Below are 19751 nucleotides of genomic sequence, written 5' to 3' on the forward strand. Positions count from 1 at the left end.
CTGCTTTTGTTATCGTCAAGTTGATGAGTAATTCTGTCAAAGTTATGACGATTGCGACTATGGTATTTTAGAAGGCAGTAAAAGCAAATTATGCTAAAGTAGCGTATTGTTCCACTCTAATTTTTTGAATTCAAGTTTAGAATCTAAATTATCTAATGATAGGCCATCTTATGCAAATTTATCTTGCTAATCCACGCGGATTTTGTGCTGGTGTGGACCGCGCAATTGCGATTGTTAACGAAGCATTAACGCGTTTTGAGCCCCCTATTTATGTACGTCACGAAGTTGTACATAATAAGTTTGTGGTTTCAGACCTAGCCAATCGCGGTGCCGTATTCGTTGAAGAGCTCGATGAAGTGCCAGATGGCTCAATCGTTATTTTCTCGGCGCATGGCGTCTCAAAAGCCGTTGAAGATGAGGCAACACGCCGTGACTTGACCGTATTTGATGCCACTTGTCCACTAGTCACCAAGGTACATATTGAGGTTGCAAGATTTGCGCAAGATGGTATGGATGCAGTGCTGATCGGCCATGCTGGACATCCTGAAGTTGAAGGTACGATGGGACGCTTTAACCGTCGTCATGGCGGGCAGATACATCTGGTCGAAAACGAAGGCGATGTCGAAGAATTGACTGTGCAAGATGCCGAACGTTTGGCGTTTGTTACTCAAACCACGCTTTCAATGGACGATACTGCGCGTGTCATCGACGCATTACGCGACAAATTTCCTAGTATTCAAGGTCCTCGTAAAGACGATATCTGCTATGCCACTCAAAATCGACAAGACGCAGTCAAAGATTTGGCTGGACGCTGTGAAGTAGTCTTGGTTGTGGGCTCACCAAACTCATCGAACTCTAATCGTCTACGTGAATTGGCAGAACGTATGAGCTGCCGCGCTTACTTGATCGATAATGCCAGTGAGATGAATCGTCAATGGTTTGAGGGGGTTGAAAGTGTTGGAGTAACCGCAGGCGCTTCTGCACCTGAAGTGTTGATTCAAGAAGTACTACAACAGCTGCAAGACTGGGGTGGTGATTTGCCTAGTGAGTTATCAGGTATCGAAGAAAACGTGACATTTAGTTTGCCAAAAGCGTTACGTATCCCGGTTACTCAAGTAGGTAAATAGGCAAAATGATATGAAAAAACAGAAAAAAAGATTTGTGTTGTCAGAGGCGACACTAGATGAGGTTAACAGGCAGTTAACAGTTAACATGTTTGTCATCGGGCTGCTGGTCATGTTGCTTGGTCTAAATACAGTACACTTTATGAAAGAGTACAATCTTTTTTATGGGCTTCTAATCGCCACTGTTATTTTTTTATTGTTCTTGATAATAAAGAGCCGCAAGATTCTCAAGATGAAACAACAAGAGCTTACTAAATAGGGCGTAGAGGTAGACCAACGCTCAAGTATTCTATAGGTTATACAACCTTGCTATATCTAAAAATACTTCACTTAAAAACTAAGGATGGTTATGTCAGCTTACTATAAATTTATAAAGCGCGAGCAACAAGCCGATGGTAGTTGTGTGGCACACTATCAACCAACCAAGCATGCGCAAGGTGCTTGGAATGAGCATGAGCAGCATATGGCACCAGCGACTGGACTGTTGACTGTCGAATTGGAAAAGTTTGTGCCGCAAGCCAATATGCGTATTGCCCGTATCAGTCTTGACATCTTAGGATTGATCCCGCTTGACGACTTTACCATTACTACACGTTGTGTTCGTCCGGGTAGAACGATTGAGCTCATAGAGTCAGTGATGAGCAGTCGAGGTCGCGACTGTATTATTGCGCGTGCTTGGCGTTTGATGACTCAAGATACTAGTACTGTCGCAGGACTAGAAGATCAAAAGGCCTTACATCAGCCGGATGAGCTGCCTGTCTGGGGGGATATGAAAGGTTGGCCTGGCGGTTTTATTGAAAGTGTGCGGTTGGTCGCTGCCCCAGAGCGTCGGCCAGGCAAGGGTATGGTCTGGATAACCAATGATATTGAAATGGTAGCAGGTGAGCCCACTGATGACTTGGTCCATCTTTTGGGTATGGTGGATACAGCCAATGGCGTCGTGCCAAGGCTTGGCATAGAGCTGTCAGCTGCCCAATGGATGTTCCCAAATACTGATTTGCAAATTCATATGCATCGCGCACCGAAAGGTCGCTGGCTTGGTATCGAAGCGGTACAGCAGTACGGTGATGACGGAATAGGGCTGACCAGTGCAGTGTTGCATGATGTACATGGGCCTTTTGGTCGCAGTGAGCAAATTTTGACAATTCGCCCAATGCCGCACTAGTTGTAACTGACATGTAGCTGATCGACCTGACTCAAATTGAGTACCGCAAGTTCTAGTAGCTAGTGATAGATCAGCTACAATTTTTATGAAATAATTCTTTGTTCTAAAAATTAAAACGAAAACATATGTTTAATTTATTATACTAATAGTTAAAAATCGGTTCTAATAGGAATAGTAAGACAATAAGTCATTTGTAAGATGTAATGATGGATGTCAGACTCTAATTTATTCCTTAAAGGAGCCCTACAATGAGCGATAAAAAATGTCCTTATGATCCTACCCAGCTCACCATGAGCAATGGTGCCCCAGTGGTAGATAACCAAAATAGTATGACTGCAGGTAAGCGCGGTCCATTACTGGCACAAGATTTATGGCTCAATGAAAAACTGGCTGATCTCAATCGTGAAGTGATTCCAGAACGTCGTATGCACGCTAAAGGCTCTGGTGCGTTCGGTACTTTCACTGTTACCAATGATATTACTAAATATACTCGGGCCAAAATTTTTAGCGAAGTTGGCAAGCAGACTGAAATGTTTGCGCGTTTTAGTACCGTTGCAGGTGAGCGCGGGGCGGCCGATGCTGAGCGTGATATTCGCGGCTTTGCGCTAAAGTTTTATACCGAAGAGGGTGTTTGGGATATGGTGGGTAACAATACCCCAGTATTCTTTGTCCGTGACCCGCGTAAGTTTGCAGATTTAAACAAAGCGGTAAAACGTGACCCACGTACCAATATGCGTTCGGCGACCAATAACTGGGATTTTTGGACACTACTGCCCGAGTCTTTGCATCAAGTGACTATTACGATGAGTGATCGCGGCCTGCCAGCTTCGTATAGACATATGCATGGCTTTGGCTCGCATACTTACAGCTTTATCAGTGCTGATAATGAACGTTACTGGGTAAAATTTCATTTTATCACTCAGCAAGGTATCAAAAACCTAACTGATGCTGAAGCCGAAGCACTGGTTGGAATGGATCGTGAAAGTCATCAAAAAGATTTGTATGATGCTATCGAAAACAAAGACTTTCCAAAATGGAAAATGTATGTGCAAATCATGCCCGAAGTGGAGGCGGATCAAGCGCCTTACCATCCTTTTGATTTGACTAAAGTATGGCCAAAAGGCGATTATCCGTTAATAGAAGTAGGCGAATTTGAATTAAATAAAAACTCTGCCAACTACTTTGCAGATGTAGAGCAAGCGGCTTTTGCACCTAGTAGTCTTGTACCAGGTATCAGCGCTTCACCAGATCGCATGCTACAAGCTCGCTTATTTAGCTACGCAGATGCGCAGCGCTATCGTTTAGGCGTCAATCATAAGCAAATTCCAGTGAACAAACCACGTTGCCCTGTGACAAGTAATCAGCGTGATGGCCAAGGCCGTGCTGATGACAACTACGGTAGCCTACCGCACTATGAGCCTAACAGCTTTAGACAGTGGCAAGATCAGCCTGACTACGCTGAGCCGCCCCTCAAGATTGATGGTTATGCCAAGCATTACGATTTTCGTGAAGACGACAGCGACTACTTTAGTCAGCCACGCACCTTGTTTAATTTGATGAATGATGAGCAAAAGCAGGTGCTTTTCGATAATACTGCAAGAGCAATGGGTGATGCCTTAGACTTTATTAAGTATCGGCACATTCGCAACTGTAACTGGTGTGATCCTGCTTATGGCGAAGGCGTTGCCAAAGCATTGGGTATGACCGTGGAAGATGCCATGGCAGCGCGGGATTCAGATCCTGCACGTCATTTGCCAAGCTGTCTATAGACTATCAATTATATGAATTTATCTAAAAGCATCGCCTTAGGAAACTAGGGCGGTTTTTTTATGACTAATAACTGTTTTTGCGCTATTTAAGCTTGAAATTTTTGCCCATGACCCTATCTGTTTAAACAGCCTAGCAGTGTTTACCGCGCAGTTTTATCTATAAGTTGCGTTTATCTGCTGGTACTTGATGTTCTTGTATTTAATCTGTGCTGCCAACAGCATTTTTGGTATAAATAATAGGAGTTTTTATGAGTGAACAGGTCCAAGCGGATAATAAAAATACTGATAACCTCAATACTAATAACAGTACCGCTAAAGAAAGCACACCTGAATTAAAAAAGCATACTTTTGAAGCGGAAGTCGCGCAGCTGCTCCATCTTGTGACTCATTCGCTATATTCTAATGCAGACATCTTCGTGCGTGAGCTGGTCTCAAACGCCTCTGATGCCTGTGACAAGTTGCGCTTTGAAGCGACTAATGACGATAGTCTGTATGAAGATGATGGCGAGTTAAAAATCCGTATTGCTGTCGATACCGATGCTAAGACTATTACCTTTACTGATAATGGCATTGGTATGAATGAGGCCGATGCCATCGAAAACTTGGGGACGATTGCCAAATCAGGTACCAAAGCGTTTTTGGATAAGCTGTCTGAGTCGCAAAAGCAAGATGGCCAGTTAATCGGACAGTTCGGTGTTGGTTTTTACTCAGGCTTTATCGTGGCCGATACCATCACAGTTGAATCACGAAAAGCGGGCGAGCCTGCAGATAAAGGTGTGCGCTGGGTATCAGATGGTACTGGTAGCTTCACCGTTGAGACAATCAACAAAGCAGAACGTGGCACCGCTATCACTTTGCACTTAAAAGAAGAGTATAGCGCAGGCGAAGATAACTATCTTGATCGCGGCAAAATCAAGCGTTTGGTCAATAAATACTCAGACCATATCAGCCTGCCAATTCAGATGCGTAAAGAAGTCTGGCAAGAAGATGTAAAAGAAGACGATAACGATGACGCACCTGCTGGCGGTGAGATGGTCTTGACCGACGAGTGGGAAACCATTAATAAAGCCAGTGCGCTATGGACTCGTTCAGCATCTGAGATTGAAGATGACGAATATGTCGATTTCTACAAAAACATCACTTATGACATGGATGCACCATTGACTTGGACGCACAACCGCGTCGAAGGCCGTGTGCAGTACACGCAGCTACTGTATATCCCCAAAAAAGCGCCGATGGATCTGTATACTCGCGAGCAGCAGCATGGTCTTAAGCTTTACGTCAAACGCGTCTTTATTATGGATGATGCCGAGCAGTTGCTACCGATGTATCTACGCTTTGTCAAAGGGGTTATCGATTCCGCAGACTTGCCATTGAACGTCAGCCGCGAATTATTACAAGAGTCACGTGATGTAAAATCTATCCGTGATGGTAACGCCCGCCGAGTTCTGACCATGCTAGCTGGTCTTGCTAATAGCGAAGACAGCGACAAGCAAGAAAAATTCGCTCAGTTCTATAGTGAGTTTGGCGATGTGATCAAAGAAGGTCTTGGCGAAGACATGGGCAACCAAGCACGTATTGCTAAGCTACTGCGTTATGCAACCAGTACGAACGATAAGGTTGAAACCAGCTTTGAAGACTACAAGGCACGTATGAAAGATGGGCAAAAGGCCATCTACTATCTAACGGCCGACAATCTGGCTGCTGCAAAAAACAGCCCACAACTTGAGCTATTTAAGAAAAAAGGCATCGAAGTTATTTTGATGACCAGCCGTGTTGATGAATGGGCGATGAATTTCTTAACCCAATTTGATGAGACACCGCTACAGAACATCGCAAAAGGCGCGGTAGATTTAGGTGACTTGCAAGACGATGAAGAAAAAGCAGAAGCTGAAAAGGCACAAGAGACCATGAAGCCAGTCGTCGATAAGCTAAAAACGACGCTTGGTGATCGAGCTAAAGATGTCAAAGTGTCAACGCGCCTAGTTGATAGCCCAGCTTGTTTGGTCGTGGGTGAGGGTGAGTTGTCACCACAAATGATACAAATGCTGCAGCAAATGGGACAAGAAGTGCCAGAGAGTAAGCCTACACTTGAGGTGAACCCTGATCATCCACTTATCCAAAAGCTTGAGAGTAGCGAGCAATTTGATGACCTTGCTCAAGTAATCTTTGATCAAGCGTTACTGGCAGACGGCGGTCAACTCGAAGATCCAGCTGCCTATCTTAAACGCGTGAATGAGTTACTGATGAAATAACGTCCGTTAATTGCATTAAAAAAGGTCTTGAATACAAGGCCTTTTTTTTGTCCAATCTTTAAGTCGATACTTTATGGGGAATTTTACAAATTATACTTATCGTCTTAACTGACAATCCGTTACAATCGCGATAGATTAGCAAGATAAACTATGAGGTTATGTTATCAATATGTTGATAACCATTTGTCTCGACTAGATAGAGGTCTAAGTCTTTGCCACTCTCTTCGCTAAAAACTGTTTCTCTTCAGCGCTTTTCACTCAACTTCGCTGCCAATATTATTGCTGCCCTTTGGATGCTGGTAGGGTCAACACGCGCGTTTTCTTGGGTAAAACCAACTTTTATACAGTTTGTTTTATTTGCCTCGTTAGCTTTAGGCAGCAACGTCTTATTTTCTTGGTTGGCTGCTGAAGCGGGTAGTGTCTTTAATGAACAAGGAATGGTCAGTTACTTAATTTGGCCCGCTATTATCTCTTTGGCCGGTATTGTTTTGGCGCGGCGTTCTGGTAATCATACGTTGGTGTTTGTACCAGTGGTACTATGGTTGGTTGCTGATACCTTATCTGCATTGTTGCAAAGTATGGTACAGGTTTTGGGCAGTCATGGATGGTTACCAAATTGGAGCTATTCTTTTTTACCGATATTGTTTTTAGTATTGTTCTTATGGCAAACATTAGCATTGTTATGGATATTTGCCCGAAGACTGCGTACCCCTTGGTGGGAGCGTATTATTATCTTATTGGGAGCAGTAGCATTACTAACCATTTGGCAGCGCAATGTCGCAGATCAACCTATCTTTAAGCAGATACCCGTACAGCCTGTGTTGGAGGAGGCAGCTCTGTACGAGCAGCCGCGTCTATTACAACAGGCATTAGCAAGTATCGATCCAAACGTACCGGGCCAAAATGATTGGTATTTTATGGGAGTTGCAGGGTTTTCTGAGCAAAATGTTTTTCGCTCTGAGATCAATAAAGTGCGAGAGTTGTTTGATGTACGCTTTGGCACTAGTGGTCACTCGTTGGCGCTCATCAATAATACTTATAGCTGGTTGGACGAGCCAGTCGCGACTAAGACTAGTATCTTACAAGGATTGAAAACAATTGGTCAGCAAATGGATGCTGATGAAGATGTGCTATTTATGGCGTTGTCCTCACATGGCGATCAAGACTTCGTTCATTTATCCAACCCACCACTTGAGATGGACAATTTAGATGCCACCTGGTTACGAGAGGCGCTTGACGCTTCAGGCATTCGCTGGCGCGTGATCGTAGTATCGGCTTGCTATTCTGGCTCATTTATTGATGAGTTAACTTCGCCAACGACTGTAGTGATAACGGCTTCAGCCGCTGATAAAATGTCTTTTGGTTGTACCAATACCGCTGAGATGACTTACTTTGGACAAGCTTTCTTTTCTGAAAGCCTACGTGAAAACACCAGTTTTGCCGCAGCCTTTAAGGATGCCAGTCTACGTGTCAGCGAGCGCGAAAATTTTATGGGCTTTGAGTCATCAGACCCGCAAATGGTGGTCGGTAGCCTGATGAAATCAGCCTTGCCAGCGTTTGAAAAAGTATTGTTTGATAAAGCGCGTGCCCCAGTAGGGCGCCTTACTAATAATACGGAAGCCAGCGGCGCAATGCTTGAAGATACTATTAATGATGATGCCATCAATAGTAATAAAAACACTGCTATGTACGGTGCAGAGTAATGAACCAGTGTCATTTGTTTAAGTCGTAGCAGTGATCTCTACTACGCCCACCATACTTAAAAGCTTGTGTAATCGCGCTTTTGATTTTGCTCACAATGACGTATCTTTTGTTTGACTTATCACTACGTCCATCATTTGTGAAAATGTTATCATTGTCTTATTGGTCGACGCGATAAAGCATGGTTTATTTTAAGTTTCATAAAAAAGGACAGTAATCATGAGTATTTCATATAACAACAGCTTACCTGCCAACACTCAGCTCACACAAAAAAGCGTGAACCGCTGCTTTGATGGCGAACAGCATTATTACAGTCATCAGTCGGCGGCGACCAAAACGCCCATGACGTTTAGTATCTACTTGCCAGACGAAGCGCTGGCAGGAAAGGTTTGTCCTGCCATGTTATATCTGTCAGGTTTGACTTGTAATGCTGACAATGTCACTCATAAAGCGCATTTCCAACAAAGATGTAGCGAGCTTGGCATGATATTTATTGCGCCAGATACTTCTCCTAGAAGTAGTGAAGATATTGAAGTACCAAACGATGAGCGTTATTTTGTCGGTCAAGGCGCAAGCTACTACGTCGATGCGACTCGTGCACCATGGGCAGAAAACTTCAATATGCAAAGTTATATCGTCGATGAGTTATATGATCTGCTTCGTTCTGAGTTTCCTATTAGCAGTATCGGTGTTACAGGACACTCTATGGGTGGTCATGGCGCATTATTGCTCGGTTTTAAATTCCCAAGTAAGTTCGTCAGTGTTTCAGCGCTATCCCCAGTAAGCGCAGCCAGCGAATCAGCATGGGGAGAGGCCGCTTATACAGAGTATTTCGGTGATGACAAGACGCAGTGGACGCAAGCAGACGCCGCTCAAACGATTAAAAGTGTTGGACGTCAATATTCAAGCATTTTAGTTGATCAAGGGGGCGCTGATAACTTCTTAGCGGAAGGGCAGTTGCAAACATCCAAACTCCAACAAGCTTGTGAAGAAGCATCACAACCCTTGACGTTACGTTATCAAGCAGGACATGATCATAGCTATTATTTTATCCAAACTGTAATCAATGACCATATTGATCATCACTGGCGTATGGCACAACTATGCTAGTTTATACTCTTATCGCTTATTTATAAGTTTATGATTAATAATCATTTATAAAGTCATTTATATGACTGTATTGTAGAGAGACTGACTGGTCAATAGTTTAATCAAGCGACATTATTACTATAAAATGGCGCTTGGTTAACTAAATGCACAAGGCATATAAGGTAAAAATACATGGTGTATCATCAAGCATTATGCGTAGATGAAAATTCAAATAAACAACCAAAAAATGAGCAATCATCACTTGCGACTATGCAAGCTGATATTAATGAAGCGTTACGATTAAAAAAACAGAGCCATGTTCAACCTCGAGATAAAGTCAATAAAGACGTTGTGAGCTCAGATCAGTTACAGTCGCAATCATCAAAGATAGCAAGTAATAAAGTATTGACCACCGTGCAGATATCACGTGTGATAGAGATGGCGTGGGAAGATAGAACACCCTTCGGCGCGATAGAGCATGGTTATGGGCTTAATGAGGCGTATGTCATCAAATTGATGCGTCAACAATTAAAGCCTGCCTCTTTTCGTTTATGGCGACAACGTGTGACTGGCCGCGCCACTAAGCATCAAATAAAGCGATCTTTTGAAGTTGGCCGTGCTTATTGCAAAACTCAATATAAGCCGCGATAGTAGTTTTCAAGTAGAAAGTTTATAAGCTTATCTGGCATCGATAGTGTTGAGATAAGCGTACTCGTTTTTATTAATTTATCAAAAATTTACTTAGGTAGCTCAATTATGATTAGTCCTTCTAACCAATATCTAATCGCCCCTTCTATCTTATCTGCTGACTTTGCACGCTTGGGCGAGGAGGTTGAGACGGTTTTAAAAGCGGGCGCTGACGTCATACATTTTGATGTAATGGACAACCATTATGTGCCCAATCTAACTTTTGGTAGCATGATTTGTAAGGCGCTGCGTGATTATGGTATTGATGCACCTATCGATGTCCATCTAATGGTCAGTCCAGTTGATGGTATGATTGAGCAATTCTTGGAAGCAGGTGCAAGTGTGATCACTTTTCATCCAGAAGCTAGTGCTCACGTAGACCGCTCGTTGCAACTGATTAAAGATGGCGGCGCAAAATGCGGTTTGGTACTCAACCCAGCCACGCCATTACATTATTTAGATTATGTCATGGACAAGGTCGATCAGATATTATTAATGAGCGTAAATCCTGGATTTGGGGGGCAGTCGTTTATTGAAAGCACGTTAGATAAGGTTCGCGAGGTTCGTCAACGTATCGATGCAAGTGGTCGCGATATTCGGTTAGAAGTAGATGGCGGTATCAAAGCCAGTAATATTCGCGCTATCGCTGAGGCGGGTGCCGATATGTTTGTAGCGGGCTCTGCTATCTTTAATCAAGATGATTATGAAGCTGCTATTACGGCCATGCGCCAAGAGCTAAACTTAGTAAATAGCGCGAATTAGTCAACATAGAGATACTGGCAAAAATATTCTTACTTCACATAAGGATGCATTATGAATAAGCCAACCTCACCAGTACAAAACGATAAGAATTCGTCTAATAAACAGCAAAAACGCAGTTTAGTACCCAAAGGAATCACCATCGGTTTAGCATTATTTTCGTTAATACTAAGCCTTGCTGGATATGGTTTTCGCTTAATGGTGGGGGATGACGTTGATAATGTATTACGTCATGCTGCAGTGGTAGTCCCTGCTTTTGTACTTGGTATTCCGTTACTTTTTTGGCTGGGTGCGCGTGTATTTAACAAGATTAATGGTACTGACATTGCAGGCTGGAATGCGATAAGTCTAGGCTATCTGACTTCCTGTATTGCAATGTTATGGTTGATGGGCACTTATAGCTAGTTTTCACGTTATCTATAAATTTTTTATCATTGTTAAGTCATGATTTTAGTCTTGACTGGAATTTTATATGCAAATTATGCCCACTCGTATTGCGAATATTATTTATCCAAAAGATTTACCCAACGTTTTGTTCACCAGTCTTATCGTCGCTTGTCTATTGTTGGGGTTGGCTTCACTGAGTCATGGTACAGGGTTTCAAGGCTGGTTACATGTCTTTGAGAGTTGGCTACTCATGCTCATTATTATACCTACTGCTACGGCCACTATTGCGTTACCATTTAAATACCGTGATCCAGCGTTAGAGCTAAAGCTTATGTATTACCTTGGTATGTTTGTCGCTTTACTCTTTACCTTAGCAAAATTGCGCTACTGGCGTTAGAAAATGGACTATTATGATCTTGTTGACTACTTGTTCATTGATAAGAGTTGCGTGATTGCCCTTGAATTATAGTGGCAAAGCGTCCATTGTATGAGTATGACACATTTACTCATATTGTCCTGAGACGAAAAACTCTATGCAACGATGAGACAGTATAATTGAGGACATATTAGATGCCATACGATATTGATAACGAGATAGAAGTAGATAACGACAATCAAGATAAGTTTGCAGGATTTGGTAAAGAAACGACTCTTGAATTGATTCAAAGCGATGACGGCAGGTTGTTGTTACGTGATGCTGAGCAAGACGATACTCCATTAATGACTATCGATTTTTCGGATAAGCTCAAAGAGCTGCTTGGTAGTGATACTCAAGCGATCGGTCAACATATGATTCACGCTGCTATTCAGGTGATTATGCAAAAGCAGATGAGTCAATGGCATGCGCACGTATATGACAAAGAGCCAACGCATTATAGTTAATGCGTTATGAGAAACTAAAGTAGTTATTTATAAAAGTTTAAATTACTGACCACAAAAAAGGGTTTATCAATTGATAAACCCTTTTTTGTTTTCAAATAATAAGGCAATCATTATTACTTGATTTTTGCTTCTTTAAAGATTACGTGCTGGCGTACTTTAGGATCAAACTTTTTGATCTCCATTTTACCAGGCATTGTACGCTTGTTTTTGGTGGTAGTGTAGTAATAACCAGTACCAGCAGTCGATACCAACTTGATTTTATCTCTCATGATAGCTTTCCTTTAAATGGTGGTCTACAAGCGCGTGGCTTAAACTTTTTGACCTTGTGCGCGTAGATCCGCTAACACTTTATCAATACCAACTTTGTCAATGATGCGCATACCTTTGGTAGACACACGTAGACGTACAAAACGGTTTTCAGACTCTACCCAAAAACGATGATTTTGAAGGTTGGGTAGAAAGCGACGACGGGTTTTGTTGTTTGCATGCGAAACATTATTACCCACCATAGGGCGCTTTCCAGTCACTTGGCAAACTCTAGACATGGCGAACTCCTAATCTATGAGGTATGAGATATTCTCATACCAGTCTGGGCAAGTTGCGCGTATTTGCGGCATGGACACAGCAAGCAGCAGCTTTGCACCAAACAAAACTATATGAAGGTTGAGCTGGTTTTCGCTGTTACATAAAGGCAAATAACAGGCAGACCAATTCAGAAAATTTTAAAGCCGACATTTATACCATAAAATCAGTAAATACTCAAATTATTTTACGATAAACATCGTCTTACAGAAGTGGCATTATACCTTGAATTGACACTGCTATGTGATTGATTACTTAACTTATAGGTATAATTTTTAGTTGTAAGTTACGACAAAAGTCAGTAAGGTTACTGTTATAATTTTAATACAACTTATATATACAGTAAACAGAATGTAAACTTATCTATTTTTTCTTACACATTTATAGATTAGGTATGATTCTTGCTCGTATTTTCGGATATATCTTCGCTGATTCGGATTCGGAGTCCAAAACATGTCACATAGCTCGCTACCCTTTACTTCTAAGCTGTTTCAACTTACTTCTTTGACTTGTGCATTGGCATTGGCAGGATGTGGCGGGGGCGGCGATAGTGACACAGTAGACTCTGTTGCGCCTGCACCTGATTTAGGTATTGAGCAGCCAGGCTCAGGTGGTAGTAACGGAGGCAATGGTAATAATGGTGGTGGCGAACAAGTTCCAGATAGTGAACCTGATTTCTTTTTACAAAAGCTTACTACCTTACCATCCATTATTGAGCTATCAGATGAAGAAACCCTCTTTACTGTTACTGTTAAAGCCGTTGAAAAAAGCTCTGGTGGGGCAATGGTTGGCAAAGCAGTTACTTTAAAAGTGAACGACTCTGAAACCAACGGCATTACTATCGAAGGTCAGAGTACCCAAACTACTGATAATGACGGTAATGCTGTATATACCCTCAAGCTAAATCCACAAGCAGTTGCTGATAAAGATGAGCTGATAAATAAAGGTTTTACTCTATTAGCCACTGCTAATAAAGCAGATGGTACAGCTGTTACACCGCAAGAGTTAAAGGTTTCAGTAAGCAAAGAAGGCAGTGGCGACGGCACACAAGTCACTGAGAGTAAGCTTGAAATTACCTCTTCCTTAAGCACAAGTTCAGTTTCTAATAATAATTTGAACCCTTATGGAGATAGTGCTCAACTGACTGTCATCGCTAAAAACAACAATGGTGCTCGTGTTCAAGATGTAAGAGTTGGACTAGGTATTGATAGTATTAAGGGTATATCTATCGTAGGTGGTAATGGTAAAGTTACTGATGCTAACGGCATGGCAACCTTTGATATTAAAATAGAAGAAAATATTTGGACAGATGAAGATGAGGATAAGCTTGAAGCATTGCAAGAAGAGCTCGATGCGTTGCTCGAAGGCGAAGGCATTGCATATGCTATCAGTATCCAAGAGCAAAACGGTGCTACTAAACAAGATACCGGCCATCTACCTATAGCGTTGCCTGTATCTGACTATGAATTAAGTATGACTAATAGCACGGAGCCGCTTAGCGCTTATGGTGATACCCAACAACTAACTTTTATCGCTAAGCCAAAAAACAGTAGCGTATCAACCGACATTAACGGAGCTAAAGTCGCTGTCAAACTCAATGATGCGCCTAATGGTGTGAGTCTAGCAACCAATCAGCTGATTTTAGATGATAAAGGTCAAGCAACTGTTGCGTTGACGATAGCACCTAATCTTAAAGAGTCTATACGAAAAACGCTTGCTGAAGATGGCATCAGCTATACAGTGACACTGTCAGAACCCAATCGTTCAATCACTCCACAAACATTTGAAAGTTCAGTTGAAATACCAGTTGCAAAGAACGTCGTGAGTTTTGAGGGAAGTGACAAAAAACAAATCTCAAGCTCTGGTGGTAGTGCAGTGATTAGTTTTAGAGTCAATAGCAAAAATGGGGGAGCAGTAGCCAATCAATTGGTTTCAGCGACTCTACCAACGGCTTTGACTAGTAAGGGCTTAGTGACCATTGACGGTAGTGCTGAACAGGCCACCAATGATAAGGGTATTGTAAGCTATATAGTACGTGTACCTGCAGGACTGAGTGAAGCAAAAAAAGCGACTTTAGAAAAAGCAGCCAGCTTTGTTTTAAGTATCAACGCTGTGGAAGATTCTGGCGTTAGTAGTACGGCAAGTAGTGAAAGCATCACTATTGGCTCGGACATTGGACAAAGCGATATTACCTTGACAGCCAAAAGCGTACCAGAGATCGTTAGCGTCTTAGATGAGCAGTTTAAGCTACAGGTTACTGGTAAGCGTAAAGACGGTAGCGCTGCAAATGATCGCTCAGTAAAGCTCATTATTAATAAGGGCGCAGGCGTGACTATCGTTGGTAATCAGCAAGACACTAACGACGCTGGCGTAGCGACATTCACGGTTAACATTGATCAAAGCTTGACAGCAGCTCAGCGTGATCAATTGATAAAGTCCGGCATCAGTTATACCGCTGTATTGACTGATAAAGATGGTACTCAATCCAAAATTACTCAGTCTATCAAGGTTGCACAACCAACCACTAGTATTGAGTTTGCCTCTATCACAACTCCAACAATCAGTGAGCTCGGTGGTAGCGGTAATATTAATATCAAGCTGACAAACAAAGGCGATAAAACGCAGGCCGTTGATAATCAAAAGGTTGCTATTCAACTAGGCGCTAAAGCACAAAACTACGGCGTTACTATCGCTCAAGAGGCGGCAATCACAGATTTCAATGGTGATGCAACCTTCGTTGTTCAGATACCAGACAATCTAACTGCCGAGCAGCGCGCTGATCTCAAAAGCGTAGGAATCAATTATCAACTATCCTACGTTGAAAATAATATTACTTATAAGTCTGAAATACAAAAAGTTAATATTGTTACACCTACTGTTTCTCTAAACATATTGAATGCAACGAATAATATCGACAATCAAGCTGGCTATATCCTTAATAATGCCGGTAGTACAACTAAGGTACAGGCACAGCTTAATAACCAATCATCTGGCGATCAAGTAGCCAATCAACCGATCAGACTTACCTTTGATAACAAATCATTGGCAAGTTTACTAACTGTCAACGGTCAAATTGGCTCCGCAAATATCACAGCTACTACAGATGATAATGGTTTGGTAAGCTTTAATGTTATAGTTCCAAACAACTTAACTGATGAGCAAAAAGAGTCCCTTAACAAGCAGGTGCTTACTGCGACCTTGATGGAGACCCTAACGGGTAAGCAACAGCAGGTCAAAATTAAAGTACAATCCATGACTGCTGCTATCTCTTTAATAGGCAGTGCTTCAAGATCACTTAATTTAAATGGTGGTGAGAGCCAGATTGAGGTTATTGCCAAGGATAGTAAAGGCAATGTTGTAGAGGGACAAAAAGTATTCCTTGCTCTGCCAGCCTCTATCGCTCGTCAAGGAGTAACCTTGGTTTCTGGCGGCAATCAAACCACTGACAACTCAGGCAAAGCGACATTTACTATAGCTGTACCTAACGACTTAACCACTGAGCAAAAAACGGCCATTAGTAACAGTTTTGTCGTGGCGTTATCAGCGGCTGATGCTAGTGGTAATATCACTACGCAGAGCGTTACTGTTAACACGGTTACGCCAACGGGCACTGCAGAGAGCTTGAGTATTGGTGCAAATAAGGTAGTTAACACTCAAGGGGATACGTTCAAAGTCTTTGTACGTGTGACAGATAAGAAGGGTGGTATCGTAGGCCGTGAAGTGCGCTTAAACGTCGATGATCCCATAAAGACCGGCGTGAGCATTGCTAACGGCAAAGCCACGACTAACAATGATGGCGTCGCTAGTTTTGATCTTACACTCACAGACGGTGCTAACGTCAATCAAGCTGTTTTAGAAGAAGCTGGTATTCGTTTAACTGCTACGACGACAACTGCTGAAAATGTTGAGTTAGAGCAAAACTATATCGTAGCTGTAGATTCTACCAGCATTGATAGCTATCAAATTTTAGCTTCTTCTGACAAACCTACTTTAAACACTGGTGGCGATCAAACGAGCGCCACTTTCCGCGTAACCGATAGCAGTGGTGGTATCTTAGTGGGGGTGCCTGTACAGTTAAGTATTGAAAATCTAGAAGCTAGCGGCGCCGCTCTATCTACTCCAAGTATGGTTACTACTGATGCTAGTGGCTTGATAAATGTCGGGGTACTACTAGCGGCTAATAATATCAATGCGCGCCTTAATCATAGCGTCGTGATTAAAGCCAAAATCGTCACACCGCAGTATGACGAGGATGGCAATGTCAGTATGCAAGTGCGTGAGGAAAAGTCATTGAGCTTATCAGCAATTGGCACAGAGATTACGCTTGCCGCTGCAGAAGCCAATCTGAAAGATGGCGCTTCTACGACTATCACGACCACATTAGTGGATGGGGCAGGACGGGCTATTGCCAATGCTGATATGGAATTAGTCGACGCGAACGGCGATATTATCCACTCTAGTGCGACTGCTATTAGCAATGCTGATGGCCAAGCAGTATTTAATATTAACGAAGCTGATTTGAGCTTTGATAGTAATGGTAACTTACGTGTATTTGCTCGCGCTTTGGGCGAAAATAGTATTAATACTCAACGTAGTCTAAATAGTATTGAGTTGGTTAAGATTTCCCAAGCAGGAATCAGCTTTATTAATATTGCAAATATTTACAATGTTGAAGAACCACAAGAGATTCAAATTCAAATCCGTGCTGATAATGCTGATCAAGCGAACGGTTTAGAAGGGAAGCAAGTAGAATTACAGACCTCTCTTGGTAGTCTCATTACCAGTTATATCAGTAAATTCGAAAATGATGTCATCGTCTCTAAGCCTATCAAAGCTAGTGACATTAACAACAACGTCATTACTGTTAAGTTTTGGCTAAAGTCTGAGCTTGCTGGCACAGCGGTACTACAAGCTAAAGTATTAGGCGAAACTCTACAAAATGGTGAGCCGCGCTATCAGACCACCGTCGATACACGCTTCCGTGCTACGACACCTGCGAAAATGCTGTTCCAAGCAGTAAAATCTGTTATTACGCCAGGTGGTAGTACTGAAATTGTTGCTACGGTGAAGGACAAAAACGATGTGCCAGTAGAAGGGCAAACGGTCGTCTTTAGCCGTGCGGCAGATTCATCAGCTGGCCGTTTATCAGCTGCGACAGCAGTTACAAATAGCAAAGGTGAAGCACGAGTTGTCTATAAAGCCAATGCCAGCTCACCTATCGGCGGTGTGATTATCAACGCGCGTTTATTACAAGACGATGCCAATATCGGTAGTAAGACCACCAATATTACCGTCTCAGAAGAAGCGGTCTATACCACGTTAGCCTTTAGTAACGTAGTTTCTTCTGATACGATTTATTATACGAAACGCGTTTCAATTTCAGTGATGGACGGTTCGGGACGTGCTGTGCCTAATCAGGAAGTGTCAATTAAGTCTTACGCTACTGAATATGCACAAGGTGTATATTGCCTGTTAGATAGTACAACTACTTATCAAGCTGCTGATATCGAGGAATTAGACGAAAATGGTAAGGTGATTCAGGTTACAACACCAGAGCCTCAAACGTACTCTGAGAAAACATCAGTACCGTTAAAGTCTGATTGGTATCCTACGGAAGATGCTAACTACAATTACACGCTAGATCAAGATTCTGACCCTATATTAAATGAAGATAAAAATTTTAGTGGTAAGCTTGAAGCTATTAATCCAGTCACTATTCTTGGTGGCACAGTTTCAGAAGATGGTTACTCATTTATCACAGATGATGAAGGTCGCGCTGACTTTGATATTCGCTACCCACTACGCTATTCGAACTGGGTAAAAGTACGCTTTGATGCATCAACCTTTGTAAATGGTAGTGAAAACACACAAAGTATTAACTACCAACTACCAACTTCAGTAGATGACCTAATAATAAATGGTTCTACCTTAATAACTCCTTGGATTAACAATGCAAGTCCGTTTGGTACGGGTGGTGCTACATGTACCAATAGCTTGAGTGTGACGATAAATGAGAATATACCGCGTACAAGAGTAACTTTATCTCCATATTCGCCAAATTACAACGTAACAATTAATGGTGAGCAATCAGGTAATCAGCCAAATGCAGGGTTTAATACATATATAATAGACTTCAACAAAGCGTTTGAACTTGGTTCAACTGTAACTGTAAATAACAACGGTTTTGGTTTTTCTAAAGTTATCAAAATTGAGCAATGATTTATAATATTTACTTATATCATTGATATTTAGTACGAACCCCCAACCTCGTGTTGGGGGTTTTAACATTCATAATCTCAGTAACGAAATACATTCAGCAAAATATAGCAAAAACAATTAGAATAGTGGATTTGCTATGATATTAGTAGTTCTTAAAACTCAGGCAGCAAACATTTTATTTTAGGTTAAGCGCACTATGTCAGATACTATAACGACGACTTCAACACATGCTTTATCGCAAGCCATATCTAGTGCTTCACTTCCTCTTCATATGATTGATACAGCCACGCTATTGATTAAGTGCCGCGACCAAGCAGGCATTGTGCAGGCAGTATCCGAGTTTATCCATCGCTATGGCGCGAACATCATTACCTTAGATCAGTATTCGACCGCGCATGAGGGCGGGCAGTACTTTATGCGTTTGGAGTTTGCGTTAGCAGGCTTAAGTGAGATCATTGATAACTTTGAGGCCAGCTTTGCTCATACGGTTGCCAAGCGCCACAATATGGAGTGGCGGCTGCATAACAACTCGGTCAAAACCAAAGTTGGCATCTTGGTGTCAAAGTTTGATCATGCATTATTAGATTTGCTATGGCGGCATCAGCGCGGCTTGCTCGATTGCGATATTAGTTGCGTTGTCAGCAACCATCCAGACTTACGTCAAGCGGTCGAAAACTTCGGTATACCTTTTCATCATGTGCCAGTGACTAAAGATAATAAGGTAGAAGCGGAAGAACAGATTCATACGCTCATGGCAGGCAATGATTTATTAGTATTGGCGCGTTATATGCAGATATTATCGTCTGACTTTATTGATCGCTGGCCGATGCAAATTATTAATATTCATCACTCATTTTTGCCTGCCTTTGTCGGCGCAGACCCTTATCGTCAGGCCTATGATAAAGGCGTCAAGCTTATTGGTGCGACGGCGCATTATGTCACTGCTGATCTTGATCAAGGGCCGATTATCGAGCAAGATGTGCACCGCGTGACTCATCGTCAAAGTGTAATAGAGCTACGTGCTATTGGCCGCGATATCGAGCGCAATGTATTGGCTCGGGCAGTGAACTGGCATGTACAAAACCGAGTTATAGTGACGGGTAATAAAACAGTGGTCTTTAATTAAAAAAGC

General features: G+C 42.3%; 16 protein-coding genes. 14 read left to right on the forward strand and 2 right to left on the reverse strand.

Annotated elements, in window-relative coordinates:
• Window positions 1-170: 170 nt before the first annotated feature.
• From ispH to Q0895_RS07510, 12 genes are all read left to right on the forward strand, one after another.
• A complete protein-coding gene (ispH, locus tag Q0895_RS07455) occupies window positions 171-1127 on the forward strand; it encodes a 4-hydroxy-3-methylbut-2-enyl diphosphate reductase (RefSeq protein ID WP_299187174.1) in 957 nt (318 codons plus the stop codon).
• Between the two features lie 10 nt (window positions 1128-1137).
• Window positions 1138-1383 (forward strand): hypothetical protein, encoded by a 246-nt coding sequence (locus Q0895_RS07460; protein ID WP_299187177.1) that lies wholly within the window; start codon window positions 1138-1140, stop codon window positions 1381-1383.
• A gap of 90 nt (window positions 1384-1473) precedes the next feature.
• The gene (locus Q0895_RS07465; RefSeq protein WP_299187180.1) at window positions 1474-2289 is read left to right on the forward strand and encodes a thioesterase family protein; all 816 of its coding nucleotides are present in this window, start codon (window positions 1474-1476) and stop codon (window positions 2287-2289) included.
• 248 nt (window positions 2290-2537) lie between these two features.
• Window positions 2538-4058 carry a catalase gene (locus Q0895_RS07470; RefSeq protein ID WP_299187182.1) on the forward strand — a complete coding sequence of 507 codons (1521 nt, stop codon included), beginning with the start codon at window positions 2538-2540 and terminating at the stop codon, window positions 4056-4058.
• Window positions 4059-4306: 248 nt separating this feature from the next.
• A complete protein-coding gene (gene htpG / locus Q0895_RS07475) occupies window positions 4307-6313 on the forward strand; it encodes a molecular chaperone HtpG (protein WP_299187185.1) in 2007 nt (668 codons plus the stop codon).
• Between the two features lie 212 nt (window positions 6314-6525).
• Window positions 6526-8016, forward strand: coding sequence for a C13 family peptidase (locus tag Q0895_RS07480; RefSeq protein ID WP_299187187.1), 1491 nt, complete (start codon window positions 6526-6528; stop codon window positions 8014-8016).
• A gap of 217 nt (window positions 8017-8233) precedes the next feature.
• Window positions 8234-9124: an S-formylglutathione hydrolase gene (fghA, locus tag Q0895_RS07485; RefSeq protein WP_299187189.1), complete on the forward strand. Its 891-nt coding sequence runs from the start codon at window positions 8234-8236 to the stop codon at window positions 9122-9124.
• Window positions 9125-9490: 366 nt separating this feature from the next.
• A complete protein-coding gene (locus Q0895_RS13460) occupies window positions 9491-9754 on the forward strand; it encodes a TIGR03643 family protein (RefSeq protein WP_366139925.1) in 264 nt (87 codons plus the stop codon).
• A gap of 105 nt (window positions 9755-9859) precedes the next feature.
• The gene (gene rpe, locus Q0895_RS07495) at window positions 9860-10552 is read left to right on the forward strand and encodes a ribulose-phosphate 3-epimerase (RefSeq protein WP_299187192.1); all 693 of its coding nucleotides are present in this window, start codon (window positions 9860-9862) and stop codon (window positions 10550-10552) included.
• Between the two features lie 51 nt (window positions 10553-10603).
• A complete protein-coding gene (locus Q0895_RS07500; protein ID WP_299187194.1) occupies window positions 10604-10954 on the forward strand; it encodes a hypothetical protein in 351 nt (116 codons plus the stop codon).
• Between the two features lie 67 nt (window positions 10955-11021).
• Window positions 11022-11333 (forward strand): hypothetical protein, encoded by a 312-nt coding sequence (locus Q0895_RS07505; protein ID WP_299187197.1) that lies wholly within the window; start codon window positions 11022-11024, stop codon window positions 11331-11333.
• A 173-nt stretch (window positions 11334-11506) separates the two neighbouring features.
• On the forward strand, window positions 11507-11818 hold the full coding sequence (locus Q0895_RS07510; RefSeq protein ID WP_299187200.1) for a hypothetical protein: 312 nt from the start codon (window positions 11507-11509) through the stop codon (window positions 11816-11818).
• 113 nt (window positions 11819-11931) lie between these two features.
• Here the strand turns inward: Q0895_RS07510 and rpmG are convergent, their stop codons facing one another.
• Both rpmG and rpmB read right to left on the reverse strand, forming a co-directional pair.
• Window positions 11932-12087: a 50S ribosomal protein L33 gene (rpmG, locus tag Q0895_RS07515; RefSeq protein WP_010201403.1), complete on the reverse strand. Its 156-nt coding sequence runs from the start codon at window positions 12085-12087 to the stop codon at window positions 11932-11934.
• A gap of 39 nt (window positions 12088-12126) precedes the next feature.
• Window positions 12127-12363, reverse strand: a complete 237-nt coding sequence (gene rpmB, locus Q0895_RS07520; protein WP_299187210.1) for a 50S ribosomal protein L28 — start codon at window positions 12361-12363, stop codon at window positions 12127-12129.
• A gap of 490 nt (window positions 12364-12853) precedes the next feature.
• On the opposite strand from rpmB, the gene Q0895_RS07525 reads away from it, so the two are divergent.
• Together Q0895_RS07525 and purU are read left to right on the forward strand one after the other, a co-directional pair.
• Complete coding sequence (locus Q0895_RS07525; protein WP_299187212.1) at window positions 12854-18619, forward strand: Ig-like domain-containing protein; 5766 nt, start codon at window positions 12854-12856, stop codon at window positions 18617-18619.
• Window positions 18620-18890: 271 nt separating this feature from the next.
• A complete protein-coding gene (gene purU, locus Q0895_RS07530; protein ID WP_299187364.1) occupies window positions 18891-19745 on the forward strand; it encodes a formyltetrahydrofolate deformylase in 855 nt (284 codons plus the stop codon).
• The last annotated feature ends 6 nt before the right edge of the window (window positions 19746-19751 follow it).

It is taken from the genome of uncultured Psychrobacter sp., assembly GCF_947495825.1.
In the GTDB taxonomy this organism is placed as follows: Bacteria; Pseudomonadota; Gammaproteobacteria; order Pseudomonadales; family Moraxellaceae; genus Psychrobacter.